We start from the raw sequence: 13,026 nt of genomic DNA on the forward strand, positions 1-13,026 counted from the left end.
TGGATAAAGCCGAAGCCCTTTTGGGTGTTAAACCACTTCACTGTACCTGTGTTCATCAGGTCTTCCTTTCGTATGCGCGCAGGACCTGGCGCACGGAGTTGCGGCCAGTCGTCCGGTTAGTCGATGTTGGACAATGTCTGAAACGTGCGCGCCGTCAGGATCTGAGGCGAAAGCGGAACAGTTGTTCGGCCAGTATCGATACCACAGCCAATACACCAGCAGTTGAGAGACTTCAAGAAGAAAGCCAGCGGTGCATCACACGGTGCTGCACGAATGCGCTGTGACGATGCCGACGAGGTGGCATTACGAGAACCGGCCCATCGCCTAACGCGCGTCGGACGATGGGCCGTTCCGGGTGGATGACGAAAAACCTAGAGGGGTCCAGGTATCGCGCCACAGACCGATATCTCAATCAACGGAGTGCCGAGTCGTTCCTGTCAGAAGCGCCAGACGCAAATTTACACGCCTCTCGGCCTGGTTGGCCTCCGAGAGCTTGTCTCTCACGTAGCTGCGCAACTTCCCCGATCTCTGCCTGCAAGTCGGTTTCCGAGATGCCCTGCTCCTTTGCTGCCGCGACAAGACGGCTGGTAAGCTCGGCCTCGTCCTGAGAGGCTTCAGGAGCCCCGAACTGCTCTGCGGGGTGAACGCTGTTTTCGACCCAGAAGTCGATGAACTCGCGTGTCTTTGCTCACCCTCCCGGCGTCTGTCGACCGCAGGGTAATGTTCACAGACGGATCGAGCAAGACGGCCTTGAATGGACTCGCAGGTCTTTCGGGCAGTGGAGCGATTGTCCAAGATGATCGGAGGTCCTTCAATCCGCTGTTCGATTGGGAGCGCCTATAAGTCCGCTTGTGGCCCGCTGCAGACCAAGCTGCCGGGCTCTTCGGCGGTCAGCTTTTGACCCAAAGCCGACTTCAGCAGCGAAAAGCGGGCGTGTCTCCTGCGGCTTCACCAAGGATACGCAAGGCGCGAAGACGCGTCAGTCTTACGCCTCTCTCTAAGCAAAGATTGGCTCGTCTTTCGGAACGCAAGGTTGCCTCACTTCTAGACGTTGCTTCTCAATTTTAATGTGGACACGGCTGTCCGGCTGCGCCCCACACCGCCATATCTTTGACGTGTCCTCAAAGCTCCCCGGGGGCGTGGCGCGTCCTTTTCCAGGGGACCAACCTCGAGGGATGAAGCCGTTCAGCGAGGCATCGTGGCGCAAATGCTCGACAAGACCAGCGGCGTCGCGACCACCATTGCGCGCTTGGGGTCCTTCATCTGCGCGCAAATCTCCGTGCCGCTCTTGCCGAACCAGATGAAGGCAACAGGGGCAAGTTGCCAGTCGATGCCCGCACGCGGCGGCGACGGCGACGGCTCGTTCGCCTGGGTCGAGGTCATGTGACAGGTCGAGCACGGCACCGCCTCGGCGCCGATGCGGCTTTCGCCGCCGTGGATGTTCATGCCGTGCACTCGCGGCTTGGTCTCGCCCGCCGGCGTCCAGATCGGTATGGCCTTGGCATCGACATGGCAGTTGGTACACCGTGGATGCGTCACCACGGCCTCGATCCGCTTCCAGGCCGCGAGCCCATCGATGCGGCTGACGCTGCCGGGCGGAAGCAGATCCTTGGCCGCCAACTTGACCTCGTCCTTGGCCGCGACGATGCCCGTGACGACGGATACAGCCACGCCGGCGAGGACCAACGCAATGAGAGATATTTTCATGGCCTGACTCACACGAAATCGATGAACTTGTTGAACGGCATCTCACGGATCCGGAGCCCGGTCGCCGCGAAGATCGCATTGAGCGCGGGCGCAGCCGGCGGGACAGGCGGCTCTCCGACGCCCCTGACCTTGGGATCGTTTTCCAGCCCTCGCACTTCGATTAGCGGACATTGGTACATGCGCATCGCTTCGTGGTGATTGTAATTGGTCTGCTGCACCGCGCCCTTGGTGTAGGTGAGTTCGCAATTGATGGCATGCCGCAACTCGCTGCGAGAACGCGCGTGATTGGCGTCCCTTTCGCCGGTGCATTGCTGGATCGGCTGCCTGCCTGATGCAGCACTGGTAAGGTTTGGTCGCAAACGGGGGCAGTTTGTTGACTGATAAGGAGACTCTCATTTTCTTATCAGTCCCTAGCGGCGATTAACGACGCTCCGCAATTTTTCGAGATGGTCTTCGAAAGCTGAAACACTTTCGACCGTATCGAGGCAGCTCAGCGGCTCGTCTTCACTCGCCACCATTCGTGAATACATCTGCAATGCTCGGAGAGCATCGTACACGCTCTTTCTGTCCGCTTTATCGAGCTTTCCTTTTAGCGCGCGCCCTCTCAACTTTCTCAAGAGACTGGTCGCTTCCATACTCATATCGGGGAAGGCAGCGATTTGGTCGGCTAAACCAAACAGCCAATTGGAACTCATCTCGAAATGAACCCTCGCATTTGTGATTTCGAACGCAAGAACCTCGTTTGAGATCGATGCTCGCTGTGAAAGCTTATTTCTGTTGTTTTTCATGGTCGCGTTTTCCTATCTAGATCATTGAGGGGATGCGCATAACGGTTAGGCCGAACACTTTACAGGATCCGAAAACGTACGATTGCGCGGCTGCCGCGCTACCTTGGCTCGAACCTGAAAGCCACTCCTCAAAACACACCGAATTGACTGAAACGATGTGCGGACTCTCAACGCGAACCACGCGCGCTTTGTGCATTTTGAGATCAAAGCTGACGCCCTTCAGTCGCTTCTGATGAACACACCAATCAAAGGAGTCGACCGCAACTGATAAGGAAATTCTGATTTCCTTATCAGTTGAGGCGGCGTGCCCCCCCTTTCCCGAAACATCAATATTCTTCCACCTCGCGCCACCTTATCCGCCGTCGCCATCGAGACGGTCAACGCGCACTCGGCGCAACCGTCAGCTCTCTGAAGGTAACTATAAAGAGGCAGGCTTGACGGCCTGCCCCAGAAGGCTCTCGACGCTCGGCTGAACTATCCGACCGTTAGGGCGCGATCGGTCGTTTCAACGATGTAGTCAAGGAAGAAGACGAAGACTTCGACGATGACGATCTTCATGATGATAATGACGAAGAATGAACTTCGAGGAGTGAAGAGGGCTCCCGTGTCCCCCGTATCCGTAGCAACAAGGGCAACGTTTCGGGCCAAGATAGGGACTGATAAGGAAACAGAATTTCATTATTAGTCTGACCTGTAAGTCTCGTCAGCCCAGTCAACGGATCGATCTAACTTGTAAACGAGTTGTGCTGCGGTCGTCGCACCGAGCTGTGATCTGCCTGTTTCTGGGCAGGCAAGAAATCGAGGAGAGAACTATGAAAGACCAAAATATGGAAATCGAGCTTGATAAATGCGTGCAAGAGCAAAAGGAGATTTTCGGCGTAACGTCCGCTCTTGTAGTTGAGTATCCGGGCACGCGCTCCGGAAGTCGGCTTTGCGACTATAAGCTGACCTTCTACGATCCCGATCAAAAGGAGAAGCAGAAGGAAACGCGTGGGTACCGTGAGATGAGACGAAGTCGAGGAAAGTTCGTTCCGCCAATCGCGAATGGCGCGCTTAGAGACGAATTGATAATATTGGCGGGTGCTGAAATGAGTGCTTCCGATGTTGTGCACACCCTTCGAAACTTTGCGGACCAAATAGAACGGCGCGGCTTATGGATCGGGAAGTACAAAGATGTGCTCCTCCACAATCAGTTCGCCCCAAGTCATACCGAGCTTGACCTGTTGTTTTTCCGCCACGAGCGCCGCAGCCGCTCGCTCTCCTACTTGATCGGAGCCGAGCATGCCGAGCCCCCATTTCACCAAGAGTTCACGCGTACCACTGAAGCTCGAGAATTCGTCTCCTCCAGAATTCGCGTTTGCGTAAACGTCGGCATCGACCCTTTCTGACTCAATACGGTCCTCAAGTACTTCTCCTAAACGGATGGCTCCTTGAGCGCTCGGCTCAGCTTGTCCTCAGCTCGATCCGCCTCCTCTTGAGCCTTAGCGACTGCCTTCCGGGCTCGCGCGACGTTGGCCGTGGCAATGGCAGCAATTGCTTGAGCCTCGGAGAAGTCGTCGTCTAACTCTCGTCTGGTCTTCGACGTAGTTTTGATTGACGTGATTTTTTGCTGCTGTTTGTCTGACGCTTCCATTCGCGCCATTCATTTTTTGAATTCTCACCCATTACAGATCTCCGGAGGTTCAGAGCATCGCCTCTGCCCGAGGCAATGGTCTCGGTCGTGTCCTTTACAAGTTCATTTACCGCCGTTTTTCTGAGTATCCTCCAGCCTCCATCAGAAAGTGACTGAACTGCAACTTACGTTCGCCACGCACTTACGTTCGCCACGCTAGCTACGCGGCAGCGCGCAATCTGTGCACGTTGCGCTGCACGGCTTGCACATGCCAAACCGAAGCCGGCGCTGCACCGCCTGCGAACCGCCAAATCTCAAAGAACTTCCAGTGAAAACCTTATCAGTCAGAGACGTGCGAGATTTCTCCTTGCGCGCAGCGTCGAACTCTTTAGAATCTGACTGCAATTGGTTTTGCGTGAGATGGCTGGCAAGCAAGCGAAGACACTTTCGACTGATCATATCGACGATCTCTTGTTTTTCGCCGCGCGCTCTCGCCACCCGCTTCGCAACCGTCTCATCGTCTTACTGTCGGTCAAGGCAGGTCTTCGCGCCGCCGAGATCGCCAAATTGACATGGACCATGTTGTTGGACCCAAGCGGCGAGGTCGGCAGCACGCTTGAAGTTCGCGACGAGATCGCAAAGAAGCGCAGCGGCCGCTCAATTCCAATTCATCCTGAGCTCCGAGATGCCCTCGTCGAGGCGCGTCGGCTGTGCAAGGGGCAAGGCCCGCTCATTCGATCCGAGCGTGGCGGCGCAATGACACCGATGAGCATCGTTGTCTGGTTTAGCCGCGCTTATGAGGAACTCGGGTTCAAGGGATGCTCGTCGCACTCGGGGCGTCGAACTTTCATTACGCGAGCGGCTCGCTCGGTTCACAAGGCAGGCGGTTCGCTGCGAGATGTTCAACTGCTAGCTGGTCACCGATCCATCCAGACGACCCAGCGCTATATCGACGGCGATAGTGACGCTCAACGGAGGCTAGTATCTCTTATCTAGCAACCAACGTTTCGGGTCTGCGCTCAGCGAGGGCCCCCTCCGGCAAAATGTCAGTCGCGGCGAAAGCCTTCGATCCGCTGGGCCGGGCTGAGAGCTTGATCCGGACCGTTTGCGCGGTCGCTGGCTCGATGTCGTTCCTTGAGGAGATCGACGACGAGGCTCGGCACGCAGGCTTGGTTCGAGCTGTCGCCCTCGCCGACACGCCGCCGATTTTCGATTGGCTCGTTACGACGTTTAGCTTCCAAGGCATCTCCGACCGTGTCGCGCGCGGCTACATCCACAAGCATGGCACCGCGTCCTGGTCGGCGATTGGAGCGAGCGAAAATAACGCTCCCTCTTGCCCGAAGTTGCGCAGCTACTGGCATTTCGAAGGCTGCCGATACGACAAGACCAGTTTTACCTGCGCGGAACCCGATCACATCGATGCGTGCGCCCTGCCCCGGCCACACCTTCGCAACGGCCGACTGAATCAAACCGCGTACTCGCTCTACTTGTTCGTCCGCGACCTCGCCAACGACGATCTGGTGGGCTGGATCGACAGCCAACTGGACGGCGCAAAAGGTACGACCAGGGTCGAGCTGGAAGCGGCGCGTCAGGAAGCCTTGATCGGCCCCCTGCGAAACGTTTACGGCGTCTCCGACAAGATATTGATGATGACGCTCTCGACGCTGCTGATCGGCGCGCGCGAGCAACGGCCGACATGGCTTGAAACCGGTACCGCAATGATCGCGGTAGACACGCTGGTTCATAACTTTTTGCATCGCACGGGCATTTTACAGGACTGCGGTAGCTCTCACGCTTATGGCGCCGCTTGTTATGGCCCGGGTGGCTGTGCGGAGATCATTAGGACCGTAGCCGGCCGGATCGATACGCGCACCTTGAACCCTGCATTCCCGCAGAGGTTCGCCAGGTTCGTGCAGAATGCGATTTGGAGGCTCTGCTCTCTCGACGGTCTCAACTTGTGTAATGGCAACCGAATTGACGACCGTCGAGCCTGCCAAATCGGCTACTGCCACCTGCACCAAAGGTGCGGCCGAATACCGTTAAAACTCACAAAAATAGACGTAAAAACAATTACTTAGATCGCATTTTGGCTCAGATTTCGCTTGAGGCATCATGACGCTTCGCCTATACTCGCTCTACAAGGTCTAACAACGACTTTGCAATTTATAGTGGAGAAATCGGTGATTAAGTTGCCTCGGCGAGCAAATGGCCCGCCACCGTGGCCAAGCCACAACATCGCTAGAACTGCATACAGCGGGGCCTTTTCAGGCCCCGTATGCTTTTGAGGAGGAGAAATATGGGAAAGCAGCCAGAGAAGAAAGCGGCCACCACACCAGACAAGCTCTTTGTCTTCGGTCTTGATGAGGAAGGAAAGCCACGGGGTGCTCGGTTTCCGGAGTTCAACGAAAAAGTCGCTAGCGCTGCGGCGCAAATGAAGCTGGCGTCCGTGCACCCGGCCTCGCCAGCAGTCACCGAGATCGGCATGAAGCTGCCTGTGGGGAGACTATACGCTAGCGGCAAGGCATTCGTGCCACCGATCCGGCGGGACTTGCTGGGCAAGCTCAAAGCCGCGCTCGAATTGCCTGGCGACGGAAGCAAGGTTCAACAGCCCGCGCCGGCGCCATCCTCCGAAAAGGCAAAGGCAGGCGGCGTTGTTGCTGCTGGCCTACCGCGAACGTGGGAGAGCATCGCCGTCGGCCAACTGGTGCTCGTCGAGGACGATGACCCCGGGTTTGGGTGGTGGCCTTGCCTGGTAACCAAGCGGGAGGACCAGGTTTTGACCCTTCAGCTTCGCGACTACCCGGACAAGGGCACCTACGTCCGGCACATCGCCCAGGTGGGACTCGTAAACCCCGGTCCAGAATAAGCTGCACGCCTAGCGCCAAGCCCGGACCACGGCCCGGGCTTCGACCACCTGCCCTGCCTGACGCTCAGCAGACGCGAGCCAGGCCCACCCACCAACCAACAGACATTATGGAGAACAACCATGTCCCCGCACACGGACACGGACCGGATACGCATGCTCAACGACGAGCTTCGTAAGCACCTTCTCGGCGGCGGCGCCGTCATCACGGCCGGTATCGCCGAGCTGGGCCCGGAGGCCGTGGAACGCCTTGTCAAGACGATTGCCGTCTTTGACGACTTTCACCACGCCAACGATCCCCACGAGGAGCATGACTTTGGTGCCTTTGACTTTGACGGCACCGCCGTGATGTTCAAGATCGACTATTTTGATAAGTCGCTGAACTTCCATTCACCTGATCCCGCAGACCCAGCCGCCACCGAGCGGATCATCACGATCATGAGGGCAGACGAGTACTAGGGTCTTAACAATCCCCGACAATACCTTCACTGTTCGCTCACGAGTTTGACGAGCGACACCGACAAAGCTTCAGCAATTTGAGCCATTGCCAAAAGGCTGGGGTTACGCCGCCCTCGCTCAATTCCGCCGATGTAGGTCAAATCCAAGTCGGCTTCGAACGCCAATTTCTCTTGGGTCATTCGGCGCTGCTGACGAATACGCCGGACATTCTTGCCAACAATGACGCGCCAATCCTGCATTGCTGGATGGAGCATCATCGGGCATATAGTCTCTAGGGACTATATTCCCTATTGAGCAAGAATCTGGGATCGAAGCGAGTGCAACTTCCAACACCTTTCCTGGAAAGAGAAACACCAAAGTGACTGAAGATCTCTCTGCACCACCGCCGCTGCCGGATCTTGGAGCCGCCAGCCAGCTAGGGCCAAACGAGTGGCACTACGTTGTAAACGGCGCTAGGCGAGGCCCGACGACCGCGACGACCATCAAGGACCTCTTGAACAAGAAAGAGATCGAGACCGACACTCAGGTTTGGCGAAAGGGTATGCCTGAATGGAAACCCCTCCGAGAGAGCGACCTCGGTGAACTTGTAGCTTCCGAGCCACCTGCCATTTCGTCCAAGCACATTGGCAACGGTTACGTCTGGACATTGGCCCTCTTGCCAATCGTCTTGGGGGTGATCGAGGCCCTGGTGAGCGCAAGCAACCAGGACGCTGCTGCCCGCTCACTAGCTCTCGGTATTCCGTATCACGCGAGCAGGGGACTGCCGTTCCAGCTGCCCGTTGTCATTAACGGTCTTCTGGGCTGGCTGGATGATCGCAGGTTGCAGCAAGCGGGCTATGGCTCTAGGGCAACCCGCATCACAGCCGTGCTGCTCACGCCGGTCTACCTCTTCCTAAGGGCGAAACGTTTGAAGCAGCGCCCCTATTACGCAGTCGCCTGGATCCTGAGCCTGATCGTCGGCTTCCTGATCTACGCGTCGGTTGAAAGCTGACTCCATTGCCAGGCTGGGTTCAGCGCTGAACCCAGCAATCTCACTCCAATACTCGCTACAGTTCTAAACGATCAGCGTGCGCCTCGTTGACATCCCGTCGACGAGGCCAACCTATGGCTCGAAACATATGAAATCCACATTCCCGGTGATGTTGCTTTTGTTCTCCGCTGCGGCATCCGCCGAAGAAGTCAAGATCAAGTGGAAAGGCGACTACGCTCATAATTCGGACAAGCGGTGGTCGAAGGACAACCCCTACGACAGCGGCTTCTCCAAGAACTTCAAGAACGGCACTCCGCAGGAGTTCGGCGAAGTCAAGAAGGACGGCGAGTTGAATGCGTTCATCTACTCGCCAAAGGACATGAAGGGTCCGGTGCCGTTCGTCGTCGTCATGCACGGCTGCGACGGCATGGTCACTTCCGAGAAGGAATGGACGCAACACGTCGCGGCCGAACTCAACAAGGCGGGCATCGGCGTGCTGGTGCTCGACAGCTACACCACTCGGCTGGTGGACGAAAGCTGCGGTCTGCCTGATCAGCACTGGGGTCGCCGTCGCGCTGACGACGCCTACTCCGCGCTAGATTACCTGATCGAGAAGAAGATCGCGACCGAAGTCTACGTTATGGGCTACAGCAACGGCGGCTTGGCGAGCCTGATGGCGATGACCAAGAAGCAGGCCGACCACCCGAAGCGTTTCGCGGCTGGCTTCCCGATTGCGCCGAACTGCTACAGCGTGATCACCAAGTACGGCGACTACTACGCCCCAGTGATCGTATTTGTCGGCGACAAGGACGACGCGAACCCGCCCGCGCCGTGCCACGAGATGATGAAGAAGAAACGTGCAACGCCGATCCAGTTGATCGAGTATAAGGATGCGAACCATGGTTTTGTGCTCAACCAGCCGTCAAAGGTCGGCGCGCATGGCTGGGCTCTCACCTACAACCCGATAGCGGAGAAGGACATGATGCAAACCATTATCGCCGCGATCAAAACTAAGCGATTTGGCACGGGCATCGAATCCAGATGATCCGTGACCCAGCCACAGACTCCAAATGGCCCAGAGATCAGAACCGGCCGGCTTCGACCAAGTCTTTGTCCTTGGTTTAAACCACCGAGGACATCCACGGGGCGCTCGATTCAGTGTCCTGAAGGACAGCATCGTCTCCGCGGCAATGGACATGAATTGCCGCATCCTGATACGACAGCCCGCAGATGTGACCGCACTGGCCAGCAAACTGCCGCTGGGGTACGTGCTCGGCACCGGGAAGACGGTCAGGTTGTTGATTCCGAGAATTGGATTCGATCTTTACAGTCAGATTTTGGAAGTTTCGCGCGTTGCCAGCATTGACGAAGAAACCAGCATCGCCGCCGCTTTTTCGATGACCGTGCATTGAGTTTTTCTACCGGCAAGTTCGCAAAAGACATGACTTGGGAGCGCTCCAACAGCTACGATCGATTGCTAATGTTGAGACAGATATTAATAGAGGGGTCCGTGCGGTGCTTTTCGGCCGTTCTGCCTGACACGGACCGCGAGCAAAAGAGTCGCTGGGTAAGAGCCCTAGAATTCATCTACTCCCAAGATGTCCCGGCGACCAGACTCCGGAAAGTCGCGCGACGGCACGATGGGTTCGTCAGATATGCGCGGGCAGTTGCGCAGGTCGAAAGGAAGCGGAGGCGGTCGCCTCTCGATTGTCCAGTGCGCGATTGGGCCGACGGTAACGCTTCCCCGAAGAAGTAAAACCCAGTGGGAAGTCCGAACGCTCCGCACTGATCGACAACGCCGAGACTATAGCGGCGTTGTCGCTTGTGATGGAACACTACACCAGATACTTGCCTACAAAATCCATCATATTCCCCGCTTCATCGACCACGTCAACGCGGCCGTCTGACCCATCGAACTGACAGAAGCCATCATCTTTCCCGCGGTAGTCAAGCAGTCCCAGTGCTGCGCATCCGGAAGAGACGAAGAACATGATCGATCACCTCGTTGATCACCTTACCGTTTAAATCCAAACGCTTTGAAAATTCTTCGATAAGCGTCGAAATGGCTACCGGCGCTTCGATCCGCTCGATCTCGTCCGGCACTCCATGGTTCTGCACGCCAAAGCTCGTTTCGAGATGACGCGAGGGCCGCCAGCGGCGCACTTTTCTCCCGCCGTACTTTTCGCCTCTTGCGATGTCGTGACCTGCAAGGCACCTCGTGATGAAGTGCATCCTTTGAGGTTTCGGTAAGGTCGCGAACTCGGGATCGTGCATTAGTAAACTGAGATCGAGAGTTCGGGCGATCTCAGCGATAATAGCGTCGAACTTAACGTCCATTGAATTTCTCCTTGTTGGCCGCAACGTCGCGGCTGGACAAGGATGGTTTACAAGTTCGCGCGAGCGCCTCTCTCGCTAGCGTCCTCATCGCCCTCCAGGAGACCCGGCGAGGGCAATTCGTGCGGAGAGTTGGTGGTCAATTCAACGCCGAGCCATACTTATCCGCCCCTTCCTTCTTCGAACTGGACCGGGGATGCAGCTTATGAGCGTCGCGGTCTCATCTTTTGACGCCACACGCTTGGCGGTTTTGAGTAGTCTGGCGCCGTCACCGCCAGCCACGGCGAGCCGGTCCAGGTGCAAGTGTTTCATCGTATGAAAGATCATGATCCTATCGCCATGCCGAAGACCCGACTTTCCCTGCTTGAATTGCTGCAACACGACGCCGTCCGCGTCCGTAATCGGTCGGCCTAGGTCGTCTTCGCGGTCGCGGACTGAAACGCGGTAAGCTTTGCATGGCGATTTCACAATGTAAGCCACACTTTTCGGTAATCGCCCCTGCTTTATTTTGCGAGCGTGAGTGGCATCCAAGCCATCGGCGATGGCCGCGTACCGACCCGCCTCAACCAACTTTCGCAAACGCTTCTTCAGCTCTTTGCGCGCAACACCCCACACCATGGCGTGCAGGTGCCAGAACATGCAGCGCTTGCCCGCGTACCGCACACCATGTTGCAGATTCACGTAATAGGCCGGTTCAATCATTCCAAGATAGGAATACCCTCTTAGACCGAACCTTAGCCGGTTCTTGATGAATTCTAGGTCAGCGTCGGTCAGCCGGTCCTCTGGAGACCGCGCGCAGGCGATGTCCATGAGCGAGACAAAGTAGACATCCTGGTTGTGTGTCGCGCCATCTCCGCCATCGCAGAAGAACCGCGACACCTCCCGGCTGACGGCCTCCCCCCAGGTCCGACGAGAGAAGGAATTGACCGCCAAGAGATCATGTCGGAATTTAGGGCTAGGCAGTTGCCGATCCCCTCGAGAAAGCGTGTGCCGTTTGCGCGACTCCAGAAAAGCCAGCCGCAGGGCTGATCGCTCACGCGATTGCCAATCCTCGATCTTGGTGTTGCTGTAGAAGGTCATAGTCATCTCCAGTGTGGTGTTGGAGATGCTTTACAAGTTGTCGCGTCACGCAGATTTGGTCGTAGACGGTTCAAACAGTCCAATTTGAGGCTGCAGGACGTCTATTGGTCGATTGGTGTGTTCAAGCAGCAAGCAAGATCTAGGACGCCAAAGAATGCCAATTGCCGAGCATTTACTGCTTCGCGCAGGACCACAGGGCGAAGTCCTCACCCGGTGGACCGTGTAGTCCGTGCAATCGGGCGAGGCATCTTGTCCGTTTGGCCAATGGATGTGCAATCTGTGCACAGCCAAAGTCGTCATTGCGAGTTCTACTCGATCTGCGCAATCCTGTTGAGAAACTCGAATCACTGCACGGAATGCACGGTCTCTATCCGCCCATGGCAGCTAAAACCTCGGTTCGCAAATTCGATCCATCCGACGCCATCGCTGTCATTACCGGCTATCGACGGCAACAATTTCCCCTGGAGCGCGAGTTGGCTTTCTTGGGCTTCGTCGCGTGGATGCTGTTTCCGATGAAAGCTCAATTGGTTCAAACAGCGCAGATCATCGGCGCGGCGAATTACTTTATCCATCTTCCGAAGGCACGCCGAGCCAGTCTCGTTCGCGCGAATCCCTATTTTTCCCAGGAGCTGTTCGCAAAAACTCTGTTGACGTTTCCCTTGGGTGACACGTTCAGTATGGAATTTGAATCGGCGTTCAATGAACTCGCGAACATAAACGAATTGATCGAGTTCTTTATGATATGCCCAATTGAGAAAAGGCCATCCTTGCTGAAGGCGCTCCATTTCATTGAAAAGGGAGGATTTGTACCAGCCGATGTTAACGAGAGCGACCGGAATGCATACAAACGATCTCGTTCCACGTTGAAGGTCAGCTGGGTGAACTACGCTATAGCCGGCCCGTTCATCTGGTCCGCAATGCAAACCAATTACGAGTTCATTACCCGCCTTTCCCCGGACCTGAAAACGACAATCGACAGGGTCGAAAAGTTCTTAGCAAAAAAGCACGAGGTCATGGAATTCTTTGAACTGGCTCGCTTCTGTCAGGTCCGACTGATTCCTCGTTTGGACGAGAGGAGCCGATCTCGATTTCGTTTTCTCGAGTTTCCACCCAACGTCACGCTAGTGGACGTCGAGCTTTCGGAACTAGATTCCGCGCAAACAACCATTCTGAAAGACTACAGACCTCCAAAGTTGATTGATAAAGACTAGAG

Annotated in this window: 15 protein-coding genes; 9 read left to right on the forward strand and 6 right to left on the reverse strand. The window is 56.3% G+C overall.

The genetic code is table 11. The annotated features are described in order from the left end of the window. Positions 1-1,185: 1,185 nt before the first annotated feature. The 3 genes from GA0061098_RS22410 to GA0061098_RS22420 all read right to left on the reverse strand — a co-directional run bounded on the left by GA0061098_RS22410 (position 1,186) and on the right by GA0061098_RS22420 (position 2,495). On the reverse strand, positions 1,186-1,707 hold the full coding sequence (locus GA0061098_RS22410; protein WP_245323483.1) for a hypothetical protein: 522 nt from the start codon (positions 1,705-1,707) through the stop codon (positions 1,186-1,188). Between the two features lie 8 nt (positions 1,708-1,715). Then, complete coding sequence (locus tag GA0061098_RS22415) at positions 1,716-1,970, reverse strand: hypothetical protein (RefSeq protein WP_430649271.1); 255 nt, start codon at positions 1,968-1,970, stop codon at positions 1,716-1,718. Positions 1,971-2,117: 147 nt separating this feature from the next. Continuing rightward, positions 2,118-2,495 (reverse strand): hypothetical protein, encoded by a 378-nt coding sequence (locus tag GA0061098_RS22420; protein ID WP_091961176.1) that lies wholly within the window; start codon positions 2,493-2,495, stop codon positions 2,118-2,120. Positions 2,496-3,307: 812 nt separating this feature from the next. On the opposite strand from GA0061098_RS22420, the gene GA0061098_RS22425 reads away from it, so the two are divergent. From GA0061098_RS22425 to GA0061098_RS22450, 5 genes are all read left to right on the forward strand, one after another. Continuing rightward, positions 3,308-3,883, forward strand: a complete 576-nt coding sequence (locus GA0061098_RS22425; RefSeq protein WP_129590910.1) for a hypothetical protein — start codon at positions 3,308-3,310, stop codon at positions 3,881-3,883. Between the two features lie 644 nt (positions 3,884-4,527). Beyond that, on the forward strand, positions 4,528-5,103 hold the full coding sequence (locus GA0061098_RS22435) for a tyrosine-type recombinase/integrase (protein ID WP_091961185.1): 576 nt from the start codon (positions 4,528-4,530) through the stop codon (positions 5,101-5,103). A 128-nt stretch (positions 5,104-5,231) separates the two neighbouring features. Next, the gene (locus GA0061098_RS45660; RefSeq protein WP_091961861.1) at positions 5,232-6,185 is read left to right on the forward strand and encodes a hypothetical protein; all 954 of its coding nucleotides are present in this window, start codon (positions 5,232-5,234) and stop codon (positions 6,183-6,185) included. A gap of 218 nt (positions 6,186-6,403) precedes the next feature. Next, positions 6,404-6,973: a hypothetical protein gene (locus GA0061098_RS22445; RefSeq protein WP_129590911.1), complete on the forward strand. Its 570-nt coding sequence runs from the start codon at positions 6,404-6,406 to the stop codon at positions 6,971-6,973. 120 nt (positions 6,974-7,093) lie between these two features. After that, positions 7,094-7,429 (forward strand): DUF3768 domain-containing protein, encoded by a 336-nt coding sequence (locus GA0061098_RS22450; protein ID WP_091961192.1) that lies wholly within the window; start codon positions 7,094-7,096, stop codon positions 7,427-7,429. Between the two features lie 26 nt (positions 7,430-7,455). On the opposite strand, the gene GA0061098_RS22455 is transcribed toward GA0061098_RS22450, so the two are convergent. Then, positions 7,456-7,686 carry a helix-turn-helix domain-containing protein gene (locus GA0061098_RS22455; protein ID WP_208610671.1) on the reverse strand — a complete coding sequence of 77 codons (231 nt, stop codon included), beginning with the start codon at positions 7,684-7,686 and terminating at the stop codon, positions 7,456-7,458. Between the two features lie 101 nt (positions 7,687-7,787). Between GA0061098_RS22455 and GA0061098_RS22460 the strand changes: the two genes are divergently transcribed. The 3 genes from GA0061098_RS22460 to GA0061098_RS22470 all read left to right on the forward strand — a co-directional run bounded on the left by GA0061098_RS22460 (position 7,788) and on the right by GA0061098_RS22470 (position 9,811). Then, on the forward strand, positions 7,788-8,420 hold the full coding sequence (locus GA0061098_RS22460; RefSeq protein ID WP_165637534.1) for a DUF4339 domain-containing protein: 633 nt from the start codon (positions 7,788-7,790) through the stop codon (positions 8,418-8,420). A 127-nt stretch (positions 8,421-8,547) separates the two neighbouring features. Next, the gene (locus GA0061098_RS22465) at positions 8,548-9,444 is read left to right on the forward strand and encodes a dienelactone hydrolase family protein (protein ID WP_091961203.1); all 897 of its coding nucleotides are present in this window, start codon (positions 8,548-8,550) and stop codon (positions 9,442-9,444) included. A gap of 25 nt (positions 9,445-9,469) precedes the next feature. After that, on the forward strand, positions 9,470-9,811 hold the full coding sequence (locus tag GA0061098_RS22470; RefSeq protein WP_091961208.1) for a hypothetical protein: 342 nt from the start codon (positions 9,470-9,472) through the stop codon (positions 9,809-9,811). 535 nt (positions 9,812-10,346) lie between these two features. Here the strand turns inward: GA0061098_RS22470 and GA0061098_RS22480 are convergent. Together GA0061098_RS22480 and GA0061098_RS22485 are read right to left on the reverse strand one after the other, a co-directional pair. Further along, positions 10,347-10,736 (reverse strand): hypothetical protein, encoded by a 390-nt coding sequence (locus tag GA0061098_RS22480; RefSeq protein ID WP_091961215.1) that lies wholly within the window; start codon positions 10,734-10,736, stop codon positions 10,347-10,349. 141 nt (positions 10,737-10,877) lie between these two features. Next, positions 10,878-11,813, reverse strand: a complete 936-nt coding sequence (locus tag GA0061098_RS22485; protein WP_129590912.1) for a hypothetical protein — start codon at positions 11,811-11,813, stop codon at positions 10,878-10,880. Positions 11,814-12,112: 299 nt separating this feature from the next. On the opposite strand from GA0061098_RS22485, the gene GA0061098_RS22490 reads away from it, so the two are divergent. Then, positions 12,113-13,024 carry a hypothetical protein gene (locus GA0061098_RS22490; protein ID WP_129590913.1) on the forward strand — a complete coding sequence of 304 codons (912 nt, stop codon included), beginning with the start codon at positions 12,113-12,115 and terminating at the stop codon, positions 13,022-13,024. Positions 13,025-13,026 lie beyond the last annotated feature (2 nt).

The sequence above is a fragment of the Bradyrhizobium shewense genome (assembly GCF_900094605.1).
Taxonomy (GTDB): Bacteria; Pseudomonadota; Alphaproteobacteria; order Rhizobiales; family Xanthobacteraceae; genus Bradyrhizobium; species Bradyrhizobium shewense.

What these genes read in the sequence shown, in the direction of transcription:
- GA0061098_RS22410 (WP_245323483.1), bottom strand. Translation starts at nt 1,707, where the DNA reads ATGAAAATATCTCTCATTGCGTTGGTCCTCGCCGGCGTGGCTGTATCC.
- GA0061098_RS22420 (WP_091961176.1), bottom strand. Translation starts at nt 2,495, where the DNA reads ATGAAAAACAACAGAAATAAGCTTTCACAGCGAGCATCGATCTCAAAC.
- GA0061098_RS22425 (WP_129590910.1), top strand. Translation starts at nt 3,308, where the DNA reads ATGAAAGACCAAAATATGGAAATCGAGCTTGATAAATGCGTGCAAGAG.
- GA0061098_RS22435 (WP_091961185.1), top strand. Translation starts at nt 4,528, where the DNA reads ATGGCTGGCAAGCAAGCGAAGACACTTTCGACTGATCATATCGACGAT.
- GA0061098_RS45660 (WP_091961861.1), top strand. Translation starts at nt 5,232, where the DNA reads ATGTCGTTCCTTGAGGAGATCGACGACGAGGCTCGGCACGCAGGCTTG.
- GA0061098_RS22445 (WP_129590911.1), top strand. Translation starts at nt 6,404, where the DNA reads ATGGGAAAGCAGCCAGAGAAGAAAGCGGCCACCACACCAGACAAGCTC.
- GA0061098_RS22450 (WP_091961192.1), top strand. Translation starts at nt 7,094, where the DNA reads ATGTCCCCGCACACGGACACGGACCGGATACGCATGCTCAACGACGAG.
- GA0061098_RS22455 (WP_208610671.1), bottom strand. Translation starts at nt 7,686, where the DNA reads ATGATGCTCCATCCAGCAATGCAGGATTGGCGCGTCATTGTTGGCAAG.
- GA0061098_RS22465 (WP_091961203.1), top strand. Translation starts at nt 8,548, where the DNA reads ATGAAATCCACATTCCCGGTGATGTTGCTTTTGTTCTCCGCTGCGGCA.
- GA0061098_RS22470 (WP_091961208.1), top strand. Translation starts at nt 9,470, where the DNA reads ATGGCCCAGAGATCAGAACCGGCCGGCTTCGACCAAGTCTTTGTCCTT.
- GA0061098_RS22480 (WP_091961215.1), bottom strand. Translation starts at nt 10,736, where the DNA reads ATGGACGTTAAGTTCGACGCTATTATCGCTGAGATCGCCCGAACTCTC.
- GA0061098_RS22485 (WP_129590912.1), bottom strand. Translation starts at nt 11,813, where the DNA reads ATGACCTTCTACAGCAACACCAAGATCGAGGATTGGCAATCGCGTGAG.